Raw genomic sequence first — 23,042 nt, forward strand, 5'->3', positions numbered from 1 at the left:
ATGTTATTTCTCAAATGTGAGTTCTGAATAGTGAGCAATGTGTAAGCACTGAGCATTGTGTTTGCCTGATGGGTTATTTATGGCGGCTACGCTTGCCCCAGAAGCCAAGGCCGCAGCAATGCCGTTATTTGAATCTTCAAAGATAAGGCAGCTATTGATATTTACATGCAATTGTTTTGCTGCCAGAAAAAAACACTCTGGGCTAGGTTTCGCCTCTTTATAATCTTCTCTGGTTACAAAAACGGTTGGATGAGGTAGACATGCACTGCTTATTCTTTTAACAGCCAATTCTCGCGGGCATGAAGTGGCAATGCCCCAAGGAATACCTTGCTTGTCTAACCATTTAAGCATTGTTCTCGCACCGGGTAATGCCGGGGTTGTTATAGTACTAGTCAGTTCTTGTTGCTCAATATATTGGGCTTCACGCTTTGCATTAAGCGTAGGCGCAATTTGCGGTAGAAAATGTTCTAAATGAGAGCCGAAACTAACGCTTTTTACATGTTCAAAGTCGAGTTTATGCTTGCTACACCAAGCTGTTAAGATTGCGTCGGTAACGTGTTCTGAATCAATTAAGGTGCCGTCTAGATCAAAGATCACCCCTTGATACACTCCCTTCTTTAGGTAATTTAATATGATTGCATTATTTTGCATGTTTTCCATTTTTAACACTCCTAAATTTTAAAAAGCTGCGAAATAATGCATTATTATTTGCTTGTTTATTCTATTTTGTCGAGTAAAATATTTTAAAAATGCAAAAAGGTGCAAAAAGTGTTGTTGGCAGAAAGGCAAAAAACGATCTTAGATCTGATCAGTAAGCAAGGTAAGGTATACGCGCTAGAGCTGGCAGAGACTTTAAATGTATCAATTGATACTGTGCGCAGAGACTTAAACCAGCTGGGCAATAAGCGCTTACTTAAAAGAGTGCATGGTGGAGCGATGGCGCTAAAAGAAACCGGCGCCGATTATGCAGATAGGTTTAAAGAGGTTGATGAAGTTAAGCAACAGCTCGCATTGGCTGCTTTACCACTGATTAAAACAGGTGACGTGATATGGATAGATTCAGGAGCAAGTTGTCGTTATTTAGCCACAGTATTACCTGAAGATTTAGTGATTACAGTTGTCACCTCAAGCCCTGTGGTGGCCGTTGAGCTGATGAAACTCCCTAGTGTAGACGTCATTTTGTTGGGTGGAAGAGTCTATAAGCCTGCGATGCGCTGTGTTGGGGGCGTAGCAGAGCAAATTCGTAACATTAAGTTTGATAAAGCGTTTTTTGGTGCATTTGCATTTTCATACACAGGAGGCGTAATGGTGAATAACTACGAAGAGTCAGTAGTTATTCAAGCAGCCGTTGAGCAATCAGGCGAGGTTGTTGTAATGCTTTCTAAAGATAAAATTGGCGTAGACTCCACCTATACAGCAATCAAACCAGCAAGCATTGATAGAGTTATATCTAATACGCATGGAGAACATGTGGTCAGTTTACCACAGTATTCAGGAGTTAACTGGATACCTTGTTAATTGAAGCGTTTGAAAATACACAGACCTTCGACGCTCACTTTAAACATGTTCTGGCTCATCAATTCTTACGTAAGTATGTAACTGCGTATATTGATACCTTTAGAAGGAAGTAAATACACCTAATTAGATTTATTCTTGGCACACTTATAATCCTCAACATTTAAATAAGACCGCTCAAGTGAAGTTGTTAGCGCATCTGTGCCAAGGGAGTGTTTGATTAGGGCACGTTAATATAAAAACCACGGGGTAAGCATCGGATTTAAGTGCCGAATGTTAGGCATAAAAAAGACATCAAATGATGTCTTTTTTATACGTTTGGTGGAGCTGGGGGGATTTGAACCCCCGTCCAGAAAGCGTCGATTTTAATAGCCTTACATAAAAAACAGTAACTTACTAACTTATAAGTAATTTGTAATCTCATGTAATATTACATCGTCTTGTAATAACTTTTGATTGTGGGCACAATATGGACAGTTTTAAAAGGAAATTGTATGCACGCTGTAACACCATATCTAATTCAATCGTTTTTTAAACGAGAAAATAACGAATCTTTATTTCACGACTTATCTAACATAAATGGTAAAATTGACATTTTAGAAATCATTCATGATTTCATGTTGAGTAAGTCAGCTCATGTTTATGATTATCCAGATGATAAGCGAGTCTATTCTTTTAAAAAAATAAAATATGATAAGAAAAATAGAACTGTTTCTTCATTTTTTGTAACCGGTCAATACGGAGTTAAAAGTGATATCTTGGATAAAGCAACTGGTGCAGTAAGGTTTCCTAAAAAAGAGTCTGATGCAGAGGTATTACGACACTTTGTCCAGTTCACCGTTCCAAAAAATACTACAGATGGAATAGCGTTGTTTCACAAGAGTATGGGGGTTGGTGTTAAGTCATTATTCTCAAATATCTTTTCTATTTACTTTAAGAATAAAACTAATTCTACACTGCAATTTCTTCCCTATTCACACGAGTCAGCTATCACAGAGTGGATAGACAATGCCAAAATTAAATCTTTTAATGTAAAAGGCTATACAGGTGATAAAGATGTATTAGACGCAGTTACTGCAGTTGGTGCGTGTAATATTGAATACTCAATAAAACCAAAAAGGCAGCGAAAAGGTTTCGATGCATCTTTTGGAAAGTTAAAAGATTTGATAGGGCCTAAGCCAAACCCAGCCTTACAACAGATAGTCGCAATTTTGGGTCAACAAGGTGCGGAAGTTACAACAACTGCTAAACTGAATAAACAATCCAGATCATTTAAAGTTGGTACAAACTCTAGTGGAACGTTTTGTGATATTTTGATAAACGAAGATGGAAAAAAGGATGTTGAGATGGAAGGAAACCAACCTAAGTTAGAATCGATTAGAAAATGGTCTTTTTTATTAACTAACGATATTTTAAAAGGTGTTTACGGAAAACAAGCATTTCAATTGAATGTGCCTTAAGGGGGCTATATGAGCGAAAAAATTAATGTTTGCGATATAATCAAAGGACATTATTCAACGTTAAGGGATTACAGCTCAGAGAAAATATCAATAGCAGATATATCTTTATTCATATTGTTACCAGTAATTATCTCACTTGCGAATGTCTTTTTTAGTTTAACAATAGGAAAAGAGCTTAGGGCTGCCCTAATAAATTTTGGAGCAATCTTTACCGCTCTATTAATAAGTGTTCTAGTACTGGTATATGATCAGAGGAATAAATTAAATTCTTTAAAAGATATAGATCAGAGTTTGTTGCCAAACTATAAAGCAATGAAGCAAGTATTTAAGGAGCTGTATAATAATATATGTTTTGCTATTTTAGTTTCACTTACGTTAGTCGTATTTTCAATGCTTCAAATTGTTACAGTAGATCTAAAACTTGATAGCTTAAATATTTATTTAGTAAACCCTATTGTTGTTTTTAGCATTTGCACAGTGATATTAACTACTCTAATGATAATCAAGAGGCTTCATAAACTGCTATCGACATTTGATAGAATTGCCAATTCCGAGTAAATTTAATTTAGGCTAGGACCAAATCTGATCGCATCCTCCAAATGACTAGGTGCGAAGTGCGAGTAAACCATAGTTTGTTCAATCTTCGCATGGCCTAATATCTGTTGAAGGACTAAAATATTTCCTCCGTTCATCATAAAATGACTTGCAAACGTGTGCCTTAAAACATGACTACATTGACCTTTGGGTAGGTTAATTTCAGTTTTCGTAATTGCTCTTTCAAACGCTTTCCTACAATCAGAAAATAATGCACCTGTATGTTTCGGTATTTCGTTAAATAGGCTTTCTGATATTGGAATAGTTCGATTTTTCTTATTCTTAGTATTAGTGAATGTAATCTTAAAAGTATTGTTCGATTTGAAAACCTGAGAGCCTTTTAAATTGCAAGCTTCACTTATACGGCAGCCTGTGGCTAAACATATTTTAGTAACTAGATGGAGGTGTGGGTTGGATGATTCTTTAGTTGCAGCTAATACAATCTTTATTTCTTCATCATTTAGAAAGGTGAGTTCTGTTTGCTGTAGTTTGAATGGTTTTACTTCAGAGAGTGGGTTAGGGTAAGAAATTTCACCTACTTCAATTAACTTATTGAATAAGCCTTTCAAAGAAATTAGGTCATTATTGGCTGTTTTACCTGAAATTGGGTTTTCACCAGACATTCTTTGTCCTCTCCAATCTACAAAAGCTTTAGCTTTGAATTCTGACCCAATAGGATTTTCTAAGGCATCACAGATCATATTCAGCTTATTTAAGATCTTTTGAGGCTCTGTATATGTTTGTCCATGAATTTTGAACCAAATATCGACCAATTCAGCAAGCCTTCGAGAATCTTTTTTCTCTTGTTTCCAAGGCTTATTTTCGGCTTCTGAGATAGTAAAATTCACAAACCTTTGAGCTTCTCCTCTAGTCGCAAATACCTTCCTAATTCGCTTTCCTTTTATACCCCAAGGCCTAATATCAACTTTATAGCCACCGTCGACTTTTTTAATACTCATTTCCCAAATTTCCCAAATTTCCCAAAAACAAAAAAACCGCCTAGGTAGCGGTTTTTAGTTTGCATTCATAGAAGAAAGCGTTATCTGTATTTGTAGCACAAACAAATTAGCATTAAGAAAAGTGATTTGTCAAAGCTATTGTAATTCTAGCGCTATAGTACTATTTTATTTATGTCGGCTTCATACTCAAAGTTCACTCTTACCGACATTAAGGGTATTAACTTTTAAGTTTGAATTACTCAGGCTTTTTAGGTCTTTTCAATTGCATTAAATTTTGCAATTTAGTTAAAGCGTTTTGCTTTAGCAGCATCATTTTTGGTGCTTTTTAATTTTTTTATTCATCAATTTAATAAATTAAAAGGCTGACCTATGGACTTAGAACTTTGGTTAACTGTTATATATGGCAGTTTCTTCTTCTTGCTATTCTTCGCTACTAGCAATACAGATGACGATCTGCCATTAGATGAACTTTCTGAGCTACTCTTAACTGAATACGATTCATTGAATAAATTGCCACTGTCAGAAAGATTTCAAGCAAAGAAAAACTGGGATAAAAGACTTGAGCGTTATTTAGAGCGCTTGAATAGAAAGAATGAAGCAAGGGTTACTGCATAATGAACTCGAAAATATTCTTTTGCCCTGATTGCGGTAAGATAAATTTACGGAATAACTCTAATACAAAACTAAAAGAAATTAGCTTCAAACCAGCAAGTGAAGGTTCTGAATTAACACTGATTTCTGAAATTTGGATGTGCGAAGAAGATTCTTGTAATTACACAAAAGTATTTATTGTCATAAAAACTGGTGGAAGCCACTTTAAAGTTGATGATAGGGTCATTTATTCAAACCGAATCCATTAATAAACAAAATGCAGCACAGTTTAGTGCTGCATTTTTTCTATTCGACTTACTATTATTGCTGAAGTTGAAATCAGCTTGTCTGAATTAAGCTCGGGGATTATTCCAAGTTCATGGCTTTCATAAAGTCCTTCCTTTACTTCATGTAATAAAGCTTTCTTATCCAAGAAAGGCCTATATTTACCATATAAAAGCCAATCCATAGAAACTTGTTTTTCGTCACAAGCTTGAAGGCATTGAGGGAAAGGGATTGACCCTTTTTTTGCCATTTGAGCAGCCCAATTTCCATTTTTTTCAAAATAATTTGATAACTCAGTTAAGTTTTTGAAGTCGTAAAGAACCCTAATACTTTCAAATACTTCCTTCGCACTTTTTAACATTTCAGACACCTGTAACCCGAAACCTATAAAAAATATTGCTTTACCAATATAAAATATGGGTTTAGTCTATTTTGTATTGAATTATTTTTGTTAAGGATAATATAGCATGAGTAACCAATTAATTTTATCTCTTACAACACCAATCCTGACTTATGACGAATATGCAAAGTTGCAGGGACAATCTGTTAAAGATGTGGTGAATGCTGTCGCAAATGGTCGATTGCCTATTTACACGCCTCCATGTGCTCCCCATGAAAATCCTGCTCGACTGAAAAAGTATATCAACATGGTTGCACTTTATGCTGAAGCCGCAAGAGCTGCAAATATAGAGTTTGGCATAAGAGGGTAAATCTAATGTTGAATGAACGTAATCTATCAATTTTTGAGAAAACCTTCCCTTCGGAATCAGCTGCTAATGCGCTTTCTCATATTACTCAAGATACAAGGGCTAAAGCTGTTTTTGAAAGAGCAAAACTGACTCCCGTTGAAAGATTAAAACAAACAAAGCTGGATAGTCCTGATTTACGTTCAAGAATATTTAATACGCACAGTAATTTAGCTGTAATGCTTGCAAATGGTTTTTTGCAGATAGAAAGGTTTTTTGGGTATCAAGAAGCTAGAGAACGTCTTTTAGAGGCAGATAAGGTTTTAACTCTTGGTGGGATAAATCTTAGTGTTTCAGACGATGAACTTTGTGAAATAGCTGAAGAAAAAGCAAGGCTTTTTGAGCTACGCATCAAGCAAAATCAGCCTACTTATAAATTTTATCAAAAGCTTTGTAACGATTTCAAAATCTATTGCATCACGCCACCTTCATTTAATGACGATTATTTTACTTTACCTGCATACGAAAGAGTAAAGCTGAATCCAAACTATAAACATACAATCATGACCTTGCTCCAAGGAGCTCTCAATAGGATGGCCTGCCCTCTATGGTGGAGGAGAAAGTTAAGATCTAAACAAGCTCTAGTTATAGAGCAGTTGGCTAGAGAACTCCGCACTGTGCATAAGAAAGCTTCAACATATGTTAGTGAACATACAATACGAAATAAAAGAGATAGAAAAGCTAAATCTGAAGCTTTGATGTCTGAATTATATGTTGTTCCTCATTGTTCAAATCCTTTCGATGAATTTGAGACATTAAAAGAAATTGCAGATAAAAGTTCTACTTCAGGAAAGCAGCAAGCTGCTGAATTGATGGTAAGAATGAGAGGCTTTGAAGAGTGCGCAGAATTATTAGGGCACAGAGGTCAGTTTTATACTATTTCAGCTCCTAGTAGATTTCATTCAGTTCTCTCTAGCGGAATTCCAAACCAAAAATATGATGGTTCTACTCCAAACGATGCCCAAGACTATTTCAATCAATTATGGAAACGAGCAAGGGCACTACTAGCCAAAAAAAACCTTCGCCCTTATGGGTTTAGAGTGGTTGAGCCGCATCATGATGGTTGCCCACATTGGCATATGTTGCTGTTCATTGAAAAAGGACAAGCAATGTATGTAAGGAAAATACTGAAAAAGTTAGCAACGGAAGACACACCAAGTGAATTCAGAGCATCTTCTACTCGCTTCAAAGCAATTTCTATTGACCCTAAAAAAGGTTCTGCTGCTGGTTACATAGCGAAATATATAACAAAGGCCGTTAGTGGCGAACACATTAACTCTGTTACCTGTGAAAAGGCAGGTGAGTTATCTGTTGCACCAGCTGAAGCAGCTGAGAGAGCTTCAACTTGGGCTAGCACATTTAATATTAGACGTTTTCAACAAGTTGGAGGCCCAAGCGTAACAACTTGGCGAGAGCTTAGAAGACTTGGTCAAGGCAACACAGGGAAATGCGAGGTAGCAAACTCAATGAACACAAATCTAGACTCGGTTTCTCGTTTTGCGCTTGAAAAAGTTCGAGTAGCAGCTGATTCATCTAATTGGGCTGCTTTCTGTTTGGCAATGGGTGGTGTTCAAGTCAAAAGAAAAGACCAAACAGTGAGAATTCATTATCAAATTCCTGACATTGTAGATCATATCACGGGCGAGATTAGTAGAAGTGAGTCAAACTCTCCTTATTTCACAACCAAATATGGTGACACTCCAGCAAAAAGAATTCTAGGTGTTGCATGGGACTCTGTTGTTGTAATCACAAGGCGAGGAACGAGTCAGGTGGTAACTGAGAAAGAGTTACAAGCACAAAGAAAAATAATGTTAGGTGTATCAGAGTCAATCCATAACTGGATTGAAGATGGTAGATATTTCCAGCCAAGTCATGAAGAAATTCAGTTCTTAGAATCATGTGTAATAGAAGATTATCAAAATATGTGCCTTTTCATGGATTACGAGGCTCTTTCTGTTTTTGGTAGCGACGAAGTCGCCTTGGACTTGTGTCATTAACTGTAACTACAAAGGAATTCACATGGAAAAAGACAGATTAAAAGACTTTTTACAATCTCAATATCAACTAATCGAAGAATATTTAAAGGAGCATAACTATGGCCAGTATTGAAGGTGCAATCACTGATTTACAAAGAGTTAATCGCACAGACGACAAAGGCGCACCCTTGCCTGAAACAGCAGAGTTTAAGTTTCACACTAAAAACCCTGCGAGCATTTGGTCAGTGAAAGTGACTAATGACCAAATGGCAAACGGTACTTTCTCTCAGCTTGAAAAGCTGCAATCAGATCCTAATGGCTGGGGTTTAAAGCCTGTTCTATTGAACCTTGAGTATTACGAAGGTGCGAATGTAGCTAGACAAATGGAGTGGAAGGGATTCCGACTTAATTCAATTGCTCCTATGCAAGCTAAATAGAAGTATCTAGCAAAATGTCGGGTGAGCAATCCCAGCTATTAATCGAATTAGGTCGTCATATTTACGACCTCATTTTGAGCTTAGGCCTTGTTGTGTGTTTTGGTCTTGGCTTGGTATCAGGAGGGCAACGATGATTACGTTAACTTCCTATTTTCTTGGTGCTTTTGCCCTAGGTTGGGCAATAGGTACTACTTGGCAATTTTTTAAACGATTAACAGAGGAATCAATATCGTGAAAAATTTAATCAAATCAAAACTAACAAAAGCAGGCCTTTTATTTTCTTCAGTTTTAGTGAGTTCAACAGCGTTTGCTTCAACAACTTTACCAAGCGGTATATCAGCAGCTTTCACGAAGTTTACATCACAAATTAGCGAGTTAGAAACTTTGGCTTGGCCAATTTTAATCTCAGTTACTTCAGCTTTTGTGATTATTAAGTTATTCAAGCGTTTTGTTTCTAAGGCAACCTAACAGAAGTATTTTGATGACTAATCAAAGGGCAGTTTAACTGTCCTTTTTTGATCTAAGGAATGATTATGAGGCTTCTAATTATAGTGTCTTTATATTCTAGTTTTTCATTTGCTGAGAATTGCCAGCCAACTACAAATTTAATCCCAATAGTTACAGAAAATGCCCCTAGTGGAGTTTCATTCGTCGAATCTTACTCTGAAATGGCTGAAGGGAAGTTTCTAATTGGTAATGTAGTTCTAGATCCAATTAAGTATAGAGGGCAACATTGGTTTGATCCTAATGGCGCAAGCTGTCCTCAAACTTCAAATGGTGTCCGTTTAAATACAATTGTTCAAGTTCCTTATATTGACCCTGTAGATAACGTACAAAGAAATAAATCAGTATGTCTATACATGGATTTCTTTGATAAATATTGCCCTGATGGTTACACGATGGATTTTATGAATAAAGATTGTGTATTGTCAGACCCAGCACAATGTAACAATCAATGCTCTGATGGGTTTCCTCCTGATTTACTAGGTTATCCCGGTTGTGACCGTCCAACATTAAAGCAGTGCAGTGATGGTTCATACCGCCTAGCCGATTCAATTTGTCCAACTGACAATACAGACCCAGACCCAGACCCAGACCCAAATCCAGACCCAGCGCCTGATATAGATTTTACTGCTCTTATTTCTAAAGTAGATGAATTTAAACAGCAAGGGAAAAATAATACTGAAGCAATGCTAGATAAGCTTTCATCATTGAGTCAAAAAGTTGAGCAGTCAGCAATGTTGGTTCGTGACGGGATTAATAATGAGCTTAAATCTCAAACAAGTGAGATTAAGGCTTCAATAAATCAATTAAGCGAAGATAACAAGCTTCGATCAGACTTAATGAGAGACTCTGTATTTCAACTTAACACGGCTGTGAGAGGTTTGCAGGATGGAAACGCTTTTGAATTCAGCTTATTACGAGAATCAATTAATCAACAAACAGGTTTTTTAGGGCCCAAAATTGACACTACTAACTCAAAATTAAATATTACAAACCAACTTCTTAATAGTATTCGACAAAATACAGAACCAGAACAAAAGAATGAATGCATTCCAAGCCTTGAAAATAATTACTGCGAAAATCCACATGGAATGACAGGAGAAGATATGAAAGGGATCTTCGACACGTTAGCGAGTTTCTTTGATGGCGAAATTTCAACTTATCAGCATAACTTTGAAAGCAAAGTAAGTGAGCTTTCCACAAACAGCCCATTAGGTACTGAGATGAATGAGTCTTCCATTGAATCTTTAATGTCTTATTTCACAAATGTAATTCCCGAAGCCTCAGAGTGCAAACCACTTAATCTCTTCGATTACAAGGGTAAAAAGTACGAAATTTCATGCTCTTTTTCTACGAAGTTCAAAAGTCTTTTTGGTTGGATTCTTGGGGTTTATACGATTTTCAGCCTTATAAATATTCTCATGTCAGGAATAGTTCCGAGAGGAACGCCGACAAAACAAGGAGTCTAAAATGCCTGTATTTTTATTACCAATAATAACGGGTGTCGCAAATATGATGCGATTCCCAGCTTTAGTTGCATTTTTAGCGGGGATCTTTGGTCAGCTTGTAGCTTTCTTTACAAAGTATCTGACAACCAAAGTTGCAATGCAATTAACTATCATAACGGCTGTAACAGGTTTAACACTGGCTGTTTTTGCAGGAATAAAATCCTTAATTTTCGCAATTTCGGTTGTCGCGCCTGAAGGCTTGGTACATGGCGCTTCATTAGTAATTCCTGATAACGCGGCTATATGCCTTTCCTCAATAGTATCAGCTCATGCGATTAGATATGTCTGGATTTGGAAAGTTTACTTTATCGAGTCATTTGGGCAAGGGAGGTGATATGGCTGTTCATTTTATAACAGGAAAGCTTGGCTCTGGGAAAAGCCTGAACTCAGTTTCTAGAATCAAAGAGAGGCTACTTAAAGGCTTACCTGTAGCAACGAACTTGAATATTAACTTAGTTGAAATGCTGGGGAGAGTCAAAAGAAACACGAAACTTTATCGCCTACCTGATAAACCATCAATTCAAGATTTTATAAATATTGGGATTGGAAATAAAAGCTACGACGAATCTAAAAATGGGTTAATTGTTTTAGACGAATGTGGTACTTGGTTCAATTCTAGGACTTGGAATGATAAAAGTCGGCAAGAAATTATAGATTGGTTTCTGCACGCTAGAAAAAGAGGCTGGGACATTGATTTTTTAATTCAAAATATTTCCCTTGTTGATAAACAGGCTAGGGAAGCATTGGGTGAGCTTGTAGTTTATTGCAGAAGAACTGATAGGCTGAATATCCCTATCATTGGGTCTATTTATGGGCTTTTTACTGGCGAAAAGTTGCCTCTTCCTCGAGTGCACTTCGCAATTGTGAAATATGGCGTAACTAACAACTCTGTAACGGTTGATAATTGGTATACGGTTGGTGGTGGATTATATTCTTGCTATGACACAAAACAGATTTTCAGTCCTCATTATCCGCATAGCACATATTCAGTTTTACCCCCTTACTACACACATGGTCGTTATCAAGTTCCATACACCATCAAGAATATTATGAGAATCACAAAAATTTATTTAAAAAAATGGTCTCGTCTAAAACTTATTTTTCTGGGTGCTTTGATACCAAGCATCTATATATATGCTTCATACGAGCCGAATACACATCAACAAAAGCCTGTATCAATTAACAATTTGCAAACAGAACCAAGTTCAATTGAAGAACCTTTAATATCATTTGATGAGTTCAAAATTATATCTTTTTCATCACTCCCTAAATATAGAAGCTTTGAGGTATCTAATGGTGATTTATCATTTACTAAACATCAACTTGAGGGTGTTGGGTATCAGGTGGTTATTAAGAATGCTTGCCATATAACCTTACAGAAGGGAGATATGAATGAAACTGTTTATTGCTAGTTTACTTTTGATTCTGTCCTTCAATGCTTTTTCTAGTGAAGATAACTCAGCTATTCAACTTAGAAACTCACCAATTACCGAGTTAACGCAATGGATTTCAGAGGTCACGAACAAAACTATTGTAGTATCTTCTTCTGTGTCGGGGACGACAATAACAGCGGATATACCAATAATCTCAAAAGTCGACTTATTAGATTTGTTGGAACATATAGTAAAGTCTAATAACTTAGTGATGCTTAGGTATGAAGGTGTAATTAGAATCGAGAGTGATTCCAGTGAATTAATCACTGTGGGTGCATTAGAGTCGGTGGTGTATCGATTTTCGAATATTCAAGCAACAAAAGTTCTGCCTTTGTTCTTACAGGCTGTAAAGACACCTGATACAGATAAGAAATTTATGGAAAAGTTTGATGACATTAAATTTCAAACTCCTAGTGCAAGTGTTTTACCTAATTCCAACTCGCTTCTTGTAATTACATCACCTGAAGTTCATGAGCAATTAGTGGGGCTTCGAAATGCGCTAGATACTTCAATTAGGCAAGTATTAATTGAGGCTATCATAATGGAAACCGATGTAGGTGATGGAAGTTCAATAGGAATAGATCTTTCTACAGCATTGAAGCAAACAGGTTTTCAATTAACAACAAATACACTTGGAGCATTGGGAACTGGGTTAGGTGGAAATCTCATCTATGCTGAAGGTGATTTTAAATCAGTCATATCAGCAGCCTCAAAAGTGAAAAATACCAAAATCCTTTCGACTCCGACTTTATTAGTAATGGATAGAGAACTGGGTGAAATATCAGTAGGCCAAAACGTTCCTTTTCTTGTTGCACAAGAGGTCACTGACGGGGGGAAAAGTATCACAAGGATAGAGCGAAAAAATGTTGGTATCTCTCTTTCTGTAATCCCTCACATACTTGAAGATGGAACAGCAATTTTAAAAATCAATCAAGAGTCTTCAAGTGTCACTGACTCAACAACTGCAAGTGACATAGTTACTAATCAGCGCTCAATAAAAACAACGGTATCAGTGAAGAATGGTCAAACAATTGTTTTGGGGGGCTTGGTAAATGAAGAAAACCGTAAAAGTGAAGATGGTGTTCCAGTGCTAAAAGATGTTCCTTTGCTAGGCTATCTTTTCAAGACTGAGAGTGAAAACATCGTACAGAGGGAGTTAACGATGATGCTCAAAGTACAAGTATTCTAAACAATTTTTTAGCCAGCTGCCTAATCCACGAAGTGGGTTAGGTGGCTGGCTAAATTGAGCTACTAATCTCTTCTTTTACCTACAACTACAGCTCCTCGAGTTATAGAAAAGCCGACATCTCCCAAGTATTGATCATCTCTATTTAAGCATTCTTCCGATTGCCCCATATTAATAGGAACGACATTTACAACATCGTACCCTTCGGCATCCAACTCGTTGTATTTAGCTTCGAGAAGCTGTGCGTATTCGTGATAATTTACTGTTCTTTGTATGGCAGTTTCTCTGATTTTTGTTCGGAAAATTCCCACATCTTCAGTGTGCTTTTCTAAACCAGCATAAAACCAAGTAGTAATAAATTTCTTAGACAACATTTCTCTCCTTAAGTGTCTACTATATCAACATCGAATTATTATATTTGCATTTCGGCTCTGTATTGTAAATATGAACGGGTTTTAAGTGTGTTAGCTTTAAAATCTAGATGAAATATTTTCCTTTAGGTCAAAAAAGCTAACACGAAGGCCGCTCTACTAAGCTGAGGGATGCTCGATTTTTGACGGCCGCGGAATTGCAGTATTGATTTGAAAACTAGGTCCGCGCAAAGCGCCCCTGATTAGCTCTCTTATCTTTTCTTTTTCTAATTTCTTACCTACGACTTCAACTATGAGAAATTATTAAGAGTACGTATTTTATCTCATATGCTTCTGTTTTTGTTTAAGAAAGTGTTTAATGTGAATTTTTATTATAGGGAATAACTAATGAGTAGAATTTGGACAGTCGCTCTTAAAAATGATCAAAGAAGTCAAACTAATCTTGCCACTGCACGCTATCACTCCCTTTGGGGCATGAAAAATAAAGGAATACATCAAAATATTAAGAAAGGAGATTTTGTTGTATTTCTGGTAGGTGTTTCTATTGAAAACATAGAAGATATGCGCTTATTTGATGTGTTTACTGATAAAAAAAATGTTTTTCCAAACTATAAAGACGCAGTTCTAACAGAAGAGTTTGTTGAAAAATTTAGGTTTCATGTAGATGAAGTTCTTTTAGGAACAATAGAGTCTGACTTTTTCCAAAATGAAAGCGAAGTATGGGAACCAAAAGTTGACAATAAAGGAAAGAAAAATTTCTACATTAACCGCTTTCGTTGGCAACTGACTCATGAAGCAAGAGATATCCTATTCAGTAATGCAGACAGTAACATTGATTTCCATCGAAATATAATAAAAGCATTAAGAAGTAAAAGGGTTGAACCAAGCGACATCTCTTTAAATGAAATAGCACGAATTAAATCTTCAATGCTTAAAACAAACAATGTATTTTCAGATGAAGAGTCATACCAAAACAAGATACTTGAAAGCTCACCTTTATACTTACCTGATGGAGGTATTCCTGTAAATGATGCGACTACTATTAGCGAAACGAAACGTTGGAAAAGGAATGTTAGTGTCGCTAAACAAGCTATTGTCACAGCTGGTTTTAGATGTGAAATAGACCCTTCACATAAAACTTTCACCTCAAAAAAAACAAATAATAATTTTGTTGAGGCTCATCATTTAATACCAATGGAAAAGCAACCGCTTTTTTCTTTCAATCTTGATGTTCCTGAAAATATATTAGCTTTGTGTCCAAACTGTCACAGGCATTTTCACCATGCAGATACAAAAGAACTAAGAGAAATATTGTCTGTAGCTTATGCTAAAAGACATGAATTGTTAAAGAAAAGAGAGATTGGTTTATCTTTCGAAAGTTTAGAATCACTTTACTATGAGGGCTAGTTATGGATGAGTTGACAGAATTAAAGTCGTTACAATTTAAGCTACAGAACTTTGCTAAAGATAGAGATTGGGAGAAGTTCCATAACCCCAAAAATTTGGTGATGGCTTTAAGTGGCGAAGTAGGAGAGTTAGTCGAAATATTCCAATGGCTAACACTTGAGGAAAGTAACAATTTGAGCTCGAAACAGAAAACACAGCTTCGAGATGAGATTTCTGATGTTTTTTTATATTTATTAAGGCTTGCAGACATAACTGACATTGACTTAATAAGTGCAGCACATTTGAAAATAAAAAAGAATAGCGAAAATTATCCTATTGAAAAGTCTTATGGGATATCTAGAAAATATAATGAGTTGTAATGTTAGATGAAGTCAGATTTTTATTTTGTTAAAGAGCTTTTAGGTGACTTTTTCAATTTAAAACACATAATCGAAATGTTTTTATTGTTTGAAAAGGAAGGTATTTCTGGTTGGGAAAATTGGCTGCAGATTGAACTTGTATGTTTTCTTGCAAATCATGACAATGTTGCTGATGTCAAAAAAGAACAGAAGAAATATATAGATAGGCGTTCAAATCTAGGTAAGGATTATGTTTTTATCGATGTCGTTTTTAGGAAAAAATTTACAAGAAAAGACCTTAGAATCGGTTTAGAAATAAAACAGAGCTCAGTTAATTCTGATTGTGTTATTAAGATGTTGAGGGACGTACATAAAGTAAATTCGATTAAGAGTTCAGACAGAAACTTTAGTAGTTTATGGAATGTTGGGATTCATCCTACGTCTTGCAAAGAAAGATTAAAGGAGTTGGTTGAATCTAAACTCCTCATATCAGACAACTGCTTTCACACACAGCACATTAAAAAAACTGGCCTGTCATTTACACTTTTCTAGTAGAGTGTAGACAAATTCAGTCACTTTAAAAAATAATGTGGTCAAGGTATGGACAGTAAGTTTTAGATATAAAAAAACCTGTAACGATTTTACTCGTAACAGGTTGTTTTATAACACTTTAAAGTGGTGGAGCTGGGGGGATTTGAACCCCCGTCCAGAAAGCGTCGACCTTCGGTCCTACATGTTTAGTATCGTCTATTGGTTAACCTTTAAGTCTCGGACGAACACGATAAATAAAGGCGAGGCCGCTTAGTTTTAGCCCTTCAACCCCGGCCAGGGTTTCTGTAGCGATCTTGTGTAGGGTGACACTCCAGAACCAGAACCACAAGCATTTCTTGGAGGAGTGCTAGCGGGCTATTATGCCGCTAGAGCGTAGTTATCGTCGTTTGCGATTACTTTAAATGCGGCTTTTTTACGAGGCCAACCGCCCCTCGACATGCACCTCAGGCTTCATGAATCCTGTCGAATCCTAATCAGCCCCTGAATTTGTATTCAGAGTCACAACGTGACTTAGTGATTGCATTCTAACGTCTATAAATTTGCTTCGCAATCATTAATCACTTTAAAAGTTATCATTAATTAATGAGTTGGCTGATATTTATGCGGGTTGTGTGTTAGTTGAGCTATTCATAGTAAGGAATAGTCGAACTCATTAAATAATACGATGAAATACTCGACTTATTGCTAAGCTATTTTCAAATCTGGTTGCTTTATTCTTGTGGCATTAAATAACACTAACATCCGAAGTAGGAGATGTGATGACAACACAGAGTTTAGATAACCGAGACGACTCAGCACAAAAAGACAGTTATCAAAATTTACACCGTGCAAGTTCTGAATTTAAAACACGTGACGAATATTTAGAGCATGAATTGCAAATCATGCAGCCAAAACGCTGGCGTCCTAACCTGCCTTTTAAAGACTACCGATTTGAACTAGAAGACACCATTCCAGCTATGGCGGGGACCATAGGTAAAATTGTGATGGTTGGCGCAATTGCCGCAACCTTTGCCGCACCGTTAGGGCTAGGCGAAGGTTTTATTCTGGAAAATGTGCGCTATGAGTTACTGATAGTCGCTCTATTTATTTTACTGTTCTCTGGCTTTTTTTTACCAACAGCTAACTTAGCGGGTACCCATGGGCCTTTAATTCCTCTTATTCCTATTGTGGTTGCGGCGGGTGGTCACCCTATGGCGTTCGGTTTGCTCATAGGGGCATTTGGTTTATTACTGGCAATCAGTAAAGGCGGGAGTGTTTTGGCTGGGCTTACCAGTCGAGGAGTCTGTGGTGGTTTGCTTTTGTACCTTGGTTTTATTGGCACAACTTCGCAAGTAAAGAAGTTGTTTGCTTGGGCAGAAGGTATTGATATGTCTCATATCGCTTTCATAATTATTCTCAGTACCATCGTTTTATATGCGTTATTAGAGCACTTTAAAAAGCGTTGGCTGGCGGTGCCATTAAGCTGTTTACTTGGCGGTGGTGTTGCTTTTGCTCTTGGCGCGCCATTTGAGTTTAAAACTGGCCCTGGCTTACCAAACATGAACCCTATGTATTGGTGGGGTGAAAACACGGGTTGGATGCTAGGTTTACCTACGCTTGAAAGCTTTATTGTAGTACTACCTTTTGCCATTTTAGCTGTCGCTATGTGGTCACCTGACTTCCTAGGTCATCAAGTTTTTCAAAAAATCAGTTATCCGGCCCGTACTGAAAAAGTACAAATGAATATTGACGATACGATGACGAGTGCGTCTATACGCCAGACGTTCGGCTCTATTTTAGGTGGTGCTAACTTCACCTCATCTTGGGGGACTTACATTGTGCCTGCAGCTATAGCAAAACGTCCAATTCCTGCTGGTGCGATTTTAACGGCATTGTTTTGTGTCATTGCTAGTATCTGGGGTTACCCAATGGATTTAGCCATTTGGCAGCCAGTATTGTGTGTAGCCTTAATCGTTGGAGTGTTTATTCCTTTGCTTGAGGCGGGTATGGAAATGACGCGAGAAGGTAAAACAACTCAGTCAGCAGCCATTGTTGTTTTCTCGTCCGCATTAGTTAATCCTGCGTTTGGTTGGTCTTTGACTATGCTGTTAGATAATTTAGGTTTAATTGGTTGTAAGGAGCGAAGTAAAGAGCTGAGTTCTATGAACCGTTGGATCATACCTTTAATTATGTTTGTAGTGTTAACAGGTGTCATGGCACTTGTTGGCTTGTTACCAGGTTTACCTGCAATTATGCCAAGTTTCAGATAAATTAAATAGGCAGAACGCAATAAGTTCTGCCTATTATTCCTTTCCCATATTAATTGTCATACTCAACTGCTAGCTTATCTTTTTAGTATTTACTACGTTATATTTTGCCTGTAATGTACAATTTAAGTTTCTGTTTTAGTTACACCTGTAAAATAATGCTTTATTCTTATTTTCTAGTTTTTATTTAAAGCACAGGTTCTGCTGGTCGATAAGCTAATGTAACTAATAGAAATATTTTAATAGAGTGTTTATGATTTTAAACGCTCAAAAACTAGTCATTTACAATTCTTTAAGCTTTGTAAGCTGTTTGTTCAAAATCAACTTAACAATACCTAAAGGTTGTGGTGAAATGACTTGGTCGTGTTTTAGTCAATAACAATAATAAATCATAGTGTGGAAAGACTTATGTCATTGTTTCGTTTTGATGAGGGTGATGGATATGTGTACTTATTGTCACACCCTGTCGAGTCAGGGTTTCCTGCTAGTGCTTCGCAGCTCTTAGAGTTGTTAGAGCAATCTAGTTATGCTGATTTTGAAGTTATACATGCCAATATAGGTAAGTTATTTTCTTCGGGCGATGATTATGATAAAGATTCATTAGTCGTTGCTAAAGCGATTGATGCGTCAATCATGATCAAAGTTGATGAGTCCAACATGATGGCTAATGCGCAAGTGACTACTGCTTGCGGTGGAAAAATCGTATCTCTAGATGATGCTAAAGCGGCACTTCAAAAAGCCGGTGTGGTGAAAGGCGTAAATCGAGATGCACTTGAACAATGTTTAGGTCAGCAATTCGAACAACCTCCTGGTTCACAATATAGTGCTATTGTAGCTCATGGCCAGCGTGCTAAAGACGGAACTGATGCACGATTTGTGCGTTTATGTATGACAGCGCAAGATAGAATTTTAAGCCCTCAAGAAAAAGATGGTGGCAAAGTAGATATGCGCGATTTAGGCGCAATAATCACTGTTAAGCCAGGCAGTCCTCTAATGAAGCGTATTCCCGCAACAGAAGGTTCACAGGGTTACTCGGTTTTCGGTGATGTGATAGAGGCTAAACCAGGTAAAAACTTTGCGATTGAAGTACTTGAAGGCACTAAAATCTCAGACAAAGATCCAAATTTATTAATAGCAGACGCGAAAGGTGTTCCTGTAGCGCTGCCAAGAGGTATGCGTGTTGATGACGTATTGTGCTACAACGATGTTGATGTCAGCACAGGGCATATAGAGTTTGATGGTTCGGTGATCATTAGTGGCGACGTTAAAGATGGTATGAAAGTTAAAGCGACTGGCGATATTACCGTACTTGGCTTTGTTGAGTCTGCTGACTTACAAAGCGAAAATGCTATTACTATTGTGCAAGGTGCGATAGGTCGCAAAGTCACAGAAGAACTTGATTTTTCATGCTTTGTTTGTGCAAAAAGGAGTATTTCAATTGGCTATGCGCAATATGTTCATATTGAAACACAACAAGATTTGTTGATTGAAAAACAAGCATTGCATTGTAATCTATCTTCTAGAAGACTTATTCGAGTAGGTAAGGGTGACACGCCTCGAGGTAAGTTAATTGGCGGTAAGGTTTTAAACGCACTGCGTATAGAGACAGGTGAATTAGGCGCGCCTTCTGGTACCAAAACACATATTGCCATTGCACAGTCTTTTCATGAATTAAAAGATAAACAAAGCGAGTTTAAGTTATTTGAAAAGCGTTTGTCTGAAAAAGCAATTGCGTTGAATAAAGCCAAAGCAAAAGCGGCAAAAGCTCCGGAAACCCCACAAAGAACAGCATATTTAAATAAACTTTTGGCTAACGAGAAGCAGTTGAATGCGCACTACCAACGAAATCAACGTAACTTAAAGCTGGTTCAGCAAAAACTTAAGCGCTTGTTGATGAGTAGTCGGGTCAAAGTTAATGATTTAATGCACCCTGGCATTGAGGTAACAATAGCCAGAGACTCAAAGCAATTTACGCGAATTTATCCTCCTCATTTAGTTAAATTAGACGAAGGCAAGATCACCCAGCAGTTTTTGTCTTAAATTTTTAAATTAAATTTCCTTTCTCAATTAAAGGCTCCTGTGTTTCGGAGCCTTTACATTTTTTGTTCCTCGAAATTATTTCATCTTTAAAACTTTATATAAATCAATCTTCTGTAGCTAGTTGTAATCTTTTCATTAAAAAAGTGTGCAGCTTTTTCTCACACAACTGAAATTTGTTCATTTATGAATCTTTGACTAAATTGAGGGTTAGGTGTTGACACCGGTGTCAGCTTTATGGCTCAATAATATGACACCGGTGTCAGGTTGAGGTGAGAGACAACCTGATAGCGTACCTTTGAACGGGTAAATCTAAAGATGCTCGGTACATTTAGAGTGGAGTCTTTAATTGTACTGAGCCTTTTATCCTCTTAAATTTTGAGTAGAGTAGAATTTTATGTTACATCCTCGTATCCAAGCCGTCACAGAGCGTGTTATCGAACGCAGCAAAGCAACACGCCAAGCCTACTTAGCACGCATCGAAGAAGCAAAAAAACAAACACGTGTGCGCGCTGGTTTAGGATGTGGCAACCTAGCTCACGTTATGGCTGCATGTTCAAGCTCAGATAAAGATCGCCTTAAAGCTGATGAGCAACCTAACTTAGCAATTATCAATTCATACAATGACATGCTTTCGGCGCATGTGCCTTACCTTGATTTTCCACCGCTAATTAAAAAAATTGCAGAAAAATATGATGCGACCGCACAAGTTGCTGGTGGCGTTCCTGCTATGTGTGACGGTGTGACTCAAGGCCGTGACGGTATGGAATTATCACTGTTTTCTCGTGATGTGATTGCGATGTCTACAGCCGTTGCACTTTCACACGATGTATTCGATGGTGTTTTTTGTTTAGGTGTGTGTGACAAAATTGTACCGGGACTATTAATTGGTTCGCTTTCATTCGGTCATTTACCTATTTTCTTCTTACCAGCAGGCCCAATGCAATCTGGTATTCCAAATAAAGAAAAAGCACGTGTACGTCAAAAGTTCGCACAAGGCTTAGTATCTCGTGAAGAGTTACTTGAGGCAGAGAGTGGGTCATACCACAGTGCAGGTACTTGTACTTTCTACGGTACTGCAAACTCAAACCAGATGTTGATGGAGATCATGGGTCTTCACCTTCCTGGTAGTTCTTTCATTAACCCATACACTGAATTACGTGATGGCCTTACGGGCAGTGCGGTTGAGTTAATGCTTAAGCAACTTATCGAGAGCAAAGATGCAAACCCAATTGGTGAAGTAGTTAGCGAAAAAACCGTGATAAATGGCCTAGTAGGTTTGCTTGCAACAGGTGGTTCAACAAACCACGCAATTCACTTAGTTGCTATGGCGAAAGCGGCAGGTGTTCAAATCACTTGGAAAGACATGGCGGAGCTCTCTGAAGTTGTGCCTCTACTAACACGTATTTATCCAAATGGTTCTGCGGATGTGAACCATTTCCAAGCAGCGGGTGGCATGGGCTTCTTAATGCGTGAACTGCGTGACGGTGGCTTCTTACATAATGATGTGAAAACCATTGTTGGTGAAGGCCTAGATGCTTATACCCAAGAGCCAGTTTTAGATGTTGATGACAACCTAATCATGTCTAGCAACACAGGTCCGAGCAAAGTGAAGTGGGTGCCTTGTCCTGAAAACTCACTAGATGAAGAAGTACTTCGCCCTGTGAGCAATCCATTCAATAAGCAAGGTGGCCTTCAGCTACTAACTGGCAACATTGGTAAAGCGGTTATCAAGGTATCTGCTGTTCAAGAGCAACACCAAACTGTATCAGCGCCTGCAAAGGTATTTAGCTCTCAAGCTGCATTACAAGATGCGTTCGCTGCAGGTGAGTTAAACACAGACTTTATTGCGGTGATTAAAGAGCAGGGCCCTAAAGCTAAGGGCATGCCAGAACTTCATAAATTAACGCCTGTAATGGCAACGCTTCAAGACCAAGGTTACAAAGTCGCGATTGTGACTGACGGCCGTATGTCTGGCGCGTCAGGTAAAGTACCTGCAGCAATCCACTTAGCACCAGAAGCTGTTGAAGGCGGGGTCATCGCTAAAATTCATGATGGTGACTTGATCACATTAGACGCACCAAATGGCGACTTAATTCTCCATGTATCAGATGAAGAGTTAGCAAAGCGTGAGCATGTGATCAGCCATACAGAGCCAACTTATGGCACAGGCCGTGAGTTATTCGCAGGATTCAGAAATATCGTAAGCAGTGCAGACCTAGGCGCAAGTGCCTTTGGACTAGAAGAATAAAAGCATTGGGAATGAGGAACAAGATGAGTATTGAAAACATTTTAACATCAGCACCAGTTGTACCAGTGGTGGTGATTGAAAACTTAGAAGACGCTGTACCGTTAGCAAAAGCGTTATATAACGGTGGTCTAAAAGCACTAGAAATTACCCTTCGCACACCGGTGGCGGCAGAAGCGGTAAAGCTAATGAAAGAAGCAGTACCAGAAGCTTATGTCGGCACAGGTACTGTGATTGATAAAGCAACATTCGAAGCATCAGTAGCAGCAGGTGCTGACTTCATGGTGAGTCCTGGTGTAAATGATGAGCTTTTAGCGCTAGCTAAAGAAACTGACATTCCGTTCTTACCGGGTGCAGCAACGCCAAGTGAAGTGATGAATTTAGCATCACATGGTTTCAAGTTTTTAAAATTCTTCCCTGCAGAAGCTGCAGGTGGCGCACCAATGCTTAAGTCAATTGGTGGTCCATTACCACAAGTTAAATTCTGCCCAACAGGTGGTATTAGCTTAGCAACTGCACCTAAGTACCTAGCCTTAAATAACGTCGTGTGTGTTGGCGGTACTTGGATGCTAGATAAAGAACTTATCGCAAACAAAGATTGGCAGGCGATCGAAGCGCTTGCGAAACAAGCAAGTGAAGTAAAATAGTC

At 37.8% G+C, this 23,042-nt stretch carries 24 protein-coding genes and 1 other RNA gene; 20 read left to right on the forward strand and 5 right to left on the reverse strand.

The window, feature by feature from the left end; all coding sequences use genetic code 11:
* Positions 1–3 precede the first annotated feature (3 nt).
* Positions 4–660: an HAD family hydrolase gene (locus ACXAC4_RS06120; RefSeq protein ID WP_475159816.1), complete on the reverse strand. Its 657-nt coding sequence runs from the start codon at positions 658–660 to the stop codon at positions 4–6.
* 108 nt (positions 661–768) lie between these two features.
* On the opposite strand from ACXAC4_RS06120, the gene ACXAC4_RS06125 reads away from it, so the two are divergent.
* The 3 genes from ACXAC4_RS06125 (at position 769) to ACXAC4_RS06135 (ending at position 3,533) form a co-directional block, all read left to right on the forward strand.
* The gene (locus tag ACXAC4_RS06125) at positions 769–1,518 is read left to right on the forward strand and encodes a DeoR/GlpR family DNA-binding transcription regulator (protein ID WP_475159818.1); all 750 of its coding nucleotides are present in this window, start codon (positions 769–771) and stop codon (positions 1,516–1,518) included.
* A 491-nt stretch (positions 1,519–2,009) separates the two neighbouring features.
* A complete protein-coding gene (locus ACXAC4_RS06130) occupies positions 2,010–2,975 on the forward strand; it encodes a hypothetical protein (RefSeq protein WP_475159819.1) in 966 nt (321 codons plus the stop codon).
* 9 nt (positions 2,976–2,984) lie between these two features.
* Complete coding sequence (locus tag ACXAC4_RS06135) at positions 2,985–3,533, forward strand: hypothetical protein (protein ID WP_475159820.1); 549 nt, start codon at positions 2,985–2,987, stop codon at positions 3,531–3,533.
* A 2-nt stretch (positions 3,534–3,535) separates the two neighbouring features.
* On the opposite strand, the gene ACXAC4_RS06140 is transcribed toward ACXAC4_RS06135, so the two are convergent.
* The gene (locus ACXAC4_RS06140; protein WP_475159822.1) at positions 3,536–4,528 is read right to left on the reverse strand and encodes a phage integrase; all 993 of its coding nucleotides are present in this window, start codon (positions 4,526–4,528) and stop codon (positions 3,536–3,538) included.
* Between the two features lie 369 nt (positions 4,529–4,897).
* On the opposite strand from ACXAC4_RS06140, the gene ACXAC4_RS06145 reads away from it, so the two are divergent.
* Complete coding sequence (locus ACXAC4_RS06145) at positions 4,898–5,143, forward strand: hypothetical protein (RefSeq protein ID WP_475159824.1); 246 nt, start codon at positions 4,898–4,900, stop codon at positions 5,141–5,143.
* Between the two features lie 265 nt (positions 5,144–5,408).
* On the opposite strand, the gene ACXAC4_RS06150 is transcribed toward ACXAC4_RS06145, so the two are convergent.
* Positions 5,409–5,765 (reverse strand): hypothetical protein, encoded by a 357-nt coding sequence (locus tag ACXAC4_RS06150; protein ID WP_475159825.1) that lies wholly within the window; start codon positions 5,763–5,765, stop codon positions 5,409–5,411.
* A gap of 106 nt (positions 5,766–5,871) precedes the next feature.
* Between ACXAC4_RS06150 and ACXAC4_RS06155 the strand changes: the two genes are divergently transcribed.
* The 9 genes from ACXAC4_RS06155 to ACXAC4_RS06195 all read left to right on the forward strand — a co-directional run bounded on the left by ACXAC4_RS06155 (position 5,872) and on the right by ACXAC4_RS06195 (position 13,197).
* A complete protein-coding gene (locus ACXAC4_RS06155; RefSeq protein WP_475159827.1) occupies positions 5,872–6,114 on the forward strand; it encodes a DNA-binding protein in 243 nt (80 codons plus the stop codon).
* Positions 6,115–6,119: 5 nt separating this feature from the next.
* A complete protein-coding gene (locus ACXAC4_RS06160; protein ID WP_475159829.1) occupies positions 6,120–8,147 on the forward strand; it encodes a replication endonuclease in 2,028 nt (675 codons plus the stop codon).
* 98 nt (positions 8,148–8,245) lie between these two features.
* The gene (locus ACXAC4_RS06165; RefSeq protein WP_475159832.1) at positions 8,246–8,563 is read left to right on the forward strand and encodes a hypothetical protein; all 318 of its coding nucleotides are present in this window, start codon (positions 8,246–8,248) and stop codon (positions 8,561–8,563) included.
* A gap of 14 nt (positions 8,564–8,577) precedes the next feature.
* Positions 8,578–8,697 (forward strand): tail virion protein G7P-2, encoded by a 120-nt coding sequence (locus ACXAC4_RS06170; RefSeq protein ID WP_475159833.1) that lies wholly within the window; start codon positions 8,578–8,580, stop codon positions 8,695–8,697.
* A 97-nt stretch (positions 8,698–8,794) separates the two neighbouring features.
* The gene (locus tag ACXAC4_RS06175; protein WP_475159835.1) at positions 8,795–9,031 is read left to right on the forward strand and encodes a major coat protein; all 237 of its coding nucleotides are present in this window, start codon (positions 8,795–8,797) and stop codon (positions 9,029–9,031) included.
* A gap of 65 nt (positions 9,032–9,096) precedes the next feature.
* Positions 9,097–10,536 carry a hypothetical protein gene (locus tag ACXAC4_RS06180; protein ID WP_475159837.1) on the forward strand — a complete coding sequence of 480 codons (1,440 nt, stop codon included), beginning with the start codon at positions 9,097–9,099 and terminating at the stop codon, positions 10,534–10,536.
* A gap of 1 nt (position 10,537) precedes the next feature.
* Positions 10,538–10,909, forward strand: a complete 372-nt coding sequence (locus ACXAC4_RS06185) for a DUF5455 family protein (protein ID WP_475159839.1) — start codon at positions 10,538–10,540, stop codon at positions 10,907–10,909.
* Between the two features lies 1 nt (position 10,910).
* Complete coding sequence (locus ACXAC4_RS06190; RefSeq protein WP_475159841.1) at positions 10,911–11,987, forward strand: zonular occludens toxin domain-containing protein; 1,077 nt, start codon at positions 10,911–10,913, stop codon at positions 11,985–11,987.
* A complete protein-coding gene (locus ACXAC4_RS06195; protein ID WP_475159842.1) occupies positions 11,968–13,197 on the forward strand; it encodes a hypothetical protein in 1,230 nt (409 codons plus the stop codon). The genes ACXAC4_RS06190 and ACXAC4_RS06195 overlap by 20 nt, the downstream gene beginning before the upstream one ends.
* A 62-nt stretch (positions 13,198–13,259) precedes the next feature.
* Here ACXAC4_RS06195 and ACXAC4_RS06200 read toward each other — a convergent pair whose 3' ends face one another.
* Entirely contained in the window at positions 13,260–13,568 is a 309-nt protein-coding gene (locus tag ACXAC4_RS06200; RefSeq protein WP_475159844.1) for a hypothetical protein, read from the reverse strand.
* 384 nt (positions 13,569–13,952) lie between these two features.
* Here ACXAC4_RS06200 and ACXAC4_RS06205 point away from each other — a divergent pair, with 384 nt between their 5' ends.
* The 3 genes from ACXAC4_RS06205 to ACXAC4_RS06215 are packed head-to-tail and all read left to right on the forward strand — an operon-like array spanning position 13,953 to position 15,862.
* The gene (locus tag ACXAC4_RS06205; protein ID WP_475159846.1) at positions 13,953–14,972 is read left to right on the forward strand and encodes an HNH endonuclease; all 1,020 of its coding nucleotides are present in this window, start codon (positions 13,953–13,955) and stop codon (positions 14,970–14,972) included.
* A gap of 2 nt (positions 14,973–14,974) precedes the next feature.
* Positions 14,975–15,331 carry a nucleotide pyrophosphohydrolase gene (locus ACXAC4_RS06210; RefSeq protein ID WP_475159849.1) on the forward strand — a complete coding sequence of 119 codons (357 nt, stop codon included), beginning with the start codon at positions 14,975–14,977 and terminating at the stop codon, positions 15,329–15,331.
* Between the two features lie 6 nt (positions 15,332–15,337).
* A complete protein-coding gene (locus ACXAC4_RS06215; protein WP_475159850.1) occupies positions 15,338–15,862 on the forward strand; it encodes a hypothetical protein in 525 nt (174 codons plus the stop codon).
* A 124-nt stretch (positions 15,863–15,986) separates the two neighbouring features.
* On the opposite strand, the gene ssrA is transcribed toward ACXAC4_RS06215, so the two are convergent.
* Positions 15,987–16,343: a transfer-messenger RNA gene (gene ssrA, locus ACXAC4_RS06220) on the reverse strand.
* 277 nt (positions 16,344–16,620) lie between these two features.
* Here ssrA and ACXAC4_RS06225 point away from each other — a divergent pair.
* The 4 genes from ACXAC4_RS06225 (at position 16,621) to ACXAC4_RS06240 (ending at position 23,040) form a co-directional block, all read left to right on the forward strand.
* Positions 16,621–18,111 carry a DUF3360 family protein gene (locus ACXAC4_RS06225; protein WP_475159852.1) on the forward strand — a complete coding sequence of 497 codons (1,491 nt, stop codon included), beginning with the start codon at positions 16,621–16,623 and terminating at the stop codon, positions 18,109–18,111.
* 405 nt (positions 18,112–18,516) lie between these two features.
* Positions 18,517–20,148, forward strand: coding sequence for a DUF342 domain-containing protein (locus ACXAC4_RS06230; protein WP_475159853.1), 1,632 nt, complete (start codon positions 18,517–18,519; stop codon positions 20,146–20,148).
* Positions 20,149–20,542: 394 nt separating this feature from the next.
* Positions 20,543–22,396, forward strand: a complete 1,854-nt coding sequence (edd, locus tag ACXAC4_RS06235; protein WP_475159854.1) for a phosphogluconate dehydratase — start codon at positions 20,543–20,545, stop codon at positions 22,394–22,396.
* Positions 22,397–22,419: 23 nt separating this feature from the next.
* Positions 22,420–23,040 (forward strand): bifunctional 4-hydroxy-2-oxoglutarate aldolase/2-dehydro-3-deoxy-phosphogluconate aldolase, encoded by a 621-nt coding sequence (locus tag ACXAC4_RS06240; protein ID WP_138559641.1) that lies wholly within the window; start codon positions 22,420–22,422, stop codon positions 23,038–23,040.
* Positions 23,041–23,042 lie beyond the last annotated feature (2 nt).

The organism is Pseudoalteromonas sp. AWM4_233 (genome assembly GCF_056158285.1).

Excerpts from the sequence above, each read along its gene's own strand:
- ACXAC4_RS06165 (WP_475159832.1), top strand. The coding sequence starts at position 8,246 with ATGGCCAGTATTGAAGGTGCAATCACTGATTTACAAAGAGTTAATCGC.
- ACXAC4_RS06200 (WP_475159844.1), bottom strand. The coding sequence starts at position 13,568 with ATGTTGTCTAAGAAATTTATTACTACTTGGTTTTATGCTGGTTTAGAA.
- ACXAC4_RS06185 (WP_475159839.1), top strand. The coding sequence starts at position 10,538 with ATGCCTGTATTTTTATTACCAATAATAACGGGTGTCGCAAATATGATG.
- ACXAC4_RS06205 (WP_475159846.1), top strand. The coding sequence starts at position 13,953 with ATGAGTAGAATTTGGACAGTCGCTCTTAAAAATGATCAAAGAAGTCAA.
- ACXAC4_RS06190 (WP_475159841.1), top strand. The coding sequence starts at position 10,911 with ATGGCTGTTCATTTTATAACAGGAAAGCTTGGCTCTGGGAAAAGCCTG.
- ACXAC4_RS06160 (WP_475159829.1), top strand. The coding sequence starts at position 6,120 with ATGTTGAATGAACGTAATCTATCAATTTTTGAGAAAACCTTCCCTTCG.
- ACXAC4_RS06240 (WP_138559641.1), top strand. The coding sequence starts at position 22,420 with ATGAGTATTGAAAACATTTTAACATCAGCACCAGTTGTACCAGTGGTG.
- ACXAC4_RS06210 (WP_475159849.1), top strand. The coding sequence starts at position 14,975 with ATGGATGAGTTGACAGAATTAAAGTCGTTACAATTTAAGCTACAGAAC.
- ACXAC4_RS06155 (WP_475159827.1), top strand. The coding sequence starts at position 5,872 with ATGAGTAACCAATTAATTTTATCTCTTACAACACCAATCCTGACTTAT.
- ACXAC4_RS06180 (WP_475159837.1), top strand. The coding sequence starts at position 9,097 with ATGAGGCTTCTAATTATAGTGTCTTTATATTCTAGTTTTTCATTTGCT.
- ACXAC4_RS06195 (WP_475159842.1), top strand. The coding sequence starts at position 11,968 with ATGAAACTGTTTATTGCTAGTTTACTTTTGATTCTGTCCTTCAATGCT.
- edd (WP_475159854.1), top strand. The coding sequence starts at position 20,543 with ATGTTACATCCTCGTATCCAAGCCGTCACAGAGCGTGTTATCGAACGC.
- ACXAC4_RS06130 (WP_475159819.1), top strand. The coding sequence starts at position 2,010 with ATGCACGCTGTAACACCATATCTAATTCAATCGTTTTTTAAACGAGAA.
- ACXAC4_RS06140 (WP_475159822.1), bottom strand. The coding sequence starts at position 4,528 with ATGAGTATTAAAAAAGTCGACGGTGGCTATAAAGTTGATATTAGGCCT.
- ACXAC4_RS06170 (WP_475159833.1), top strand. The coding sequence starts at position 8,578 with ATGTCGGGTGAGCAATCCCAGCTATTAATCGAATTAGGTCGTCATATT.
- ACXAC4_RS06225 (WP_475159852.1), top strand. The coding sequence starts at position 16,621 with ATGACAACACAGAGTTTAGATAACCGAGACGACTCAGCACAAAAAGAC.
- ACXAC4_RS06215 (WP_475159850.1), top strand. The coding sequence starts at position 15,338 with ATGAAGTCAGATTTTTATTTTGTTAAAGAGCTTTTAGGTGACTTTTTC.
- ACXAC4_RS06120 (WP_475159816.1), bottom strand. The coding sequence starts at position 660 with ATGGAAAACATGCAAAATAATGCAATCATATTAAATTACCTAAAGAAG.
- ACXAC4_RS06230 (WP_475159853.1), top strand. The coding sequence starts at position 18,517 with ATGTCATTGTTTCGTTTTGATGAGGGTGATGGATATGTGTACTTATTG.
- ACXAC4_RS06135 (WP_475159820.1), top strand. The coding sequence starts at position 2,985 with ATGAGCGAAAAAATTAATGTTTGCGATATAATCAAAGGACATTATTCA.
- ACXAC4_RS06150 (WP_475159825.1), bottom strand. The coding sequence starts at position 5,765 with ATGTTAAAAAGTGCGAAGGAAGTATTTGAAAGTATTAGGGTTCTTTAC.
- ACXAC4_RS06145 (WP_475159824.1), top strand. The coding sequence starts at position 4,898 with ATGGACTTAGAACTTTGGTTAACTGTTATATATGGCAGTTTCTTCTTC.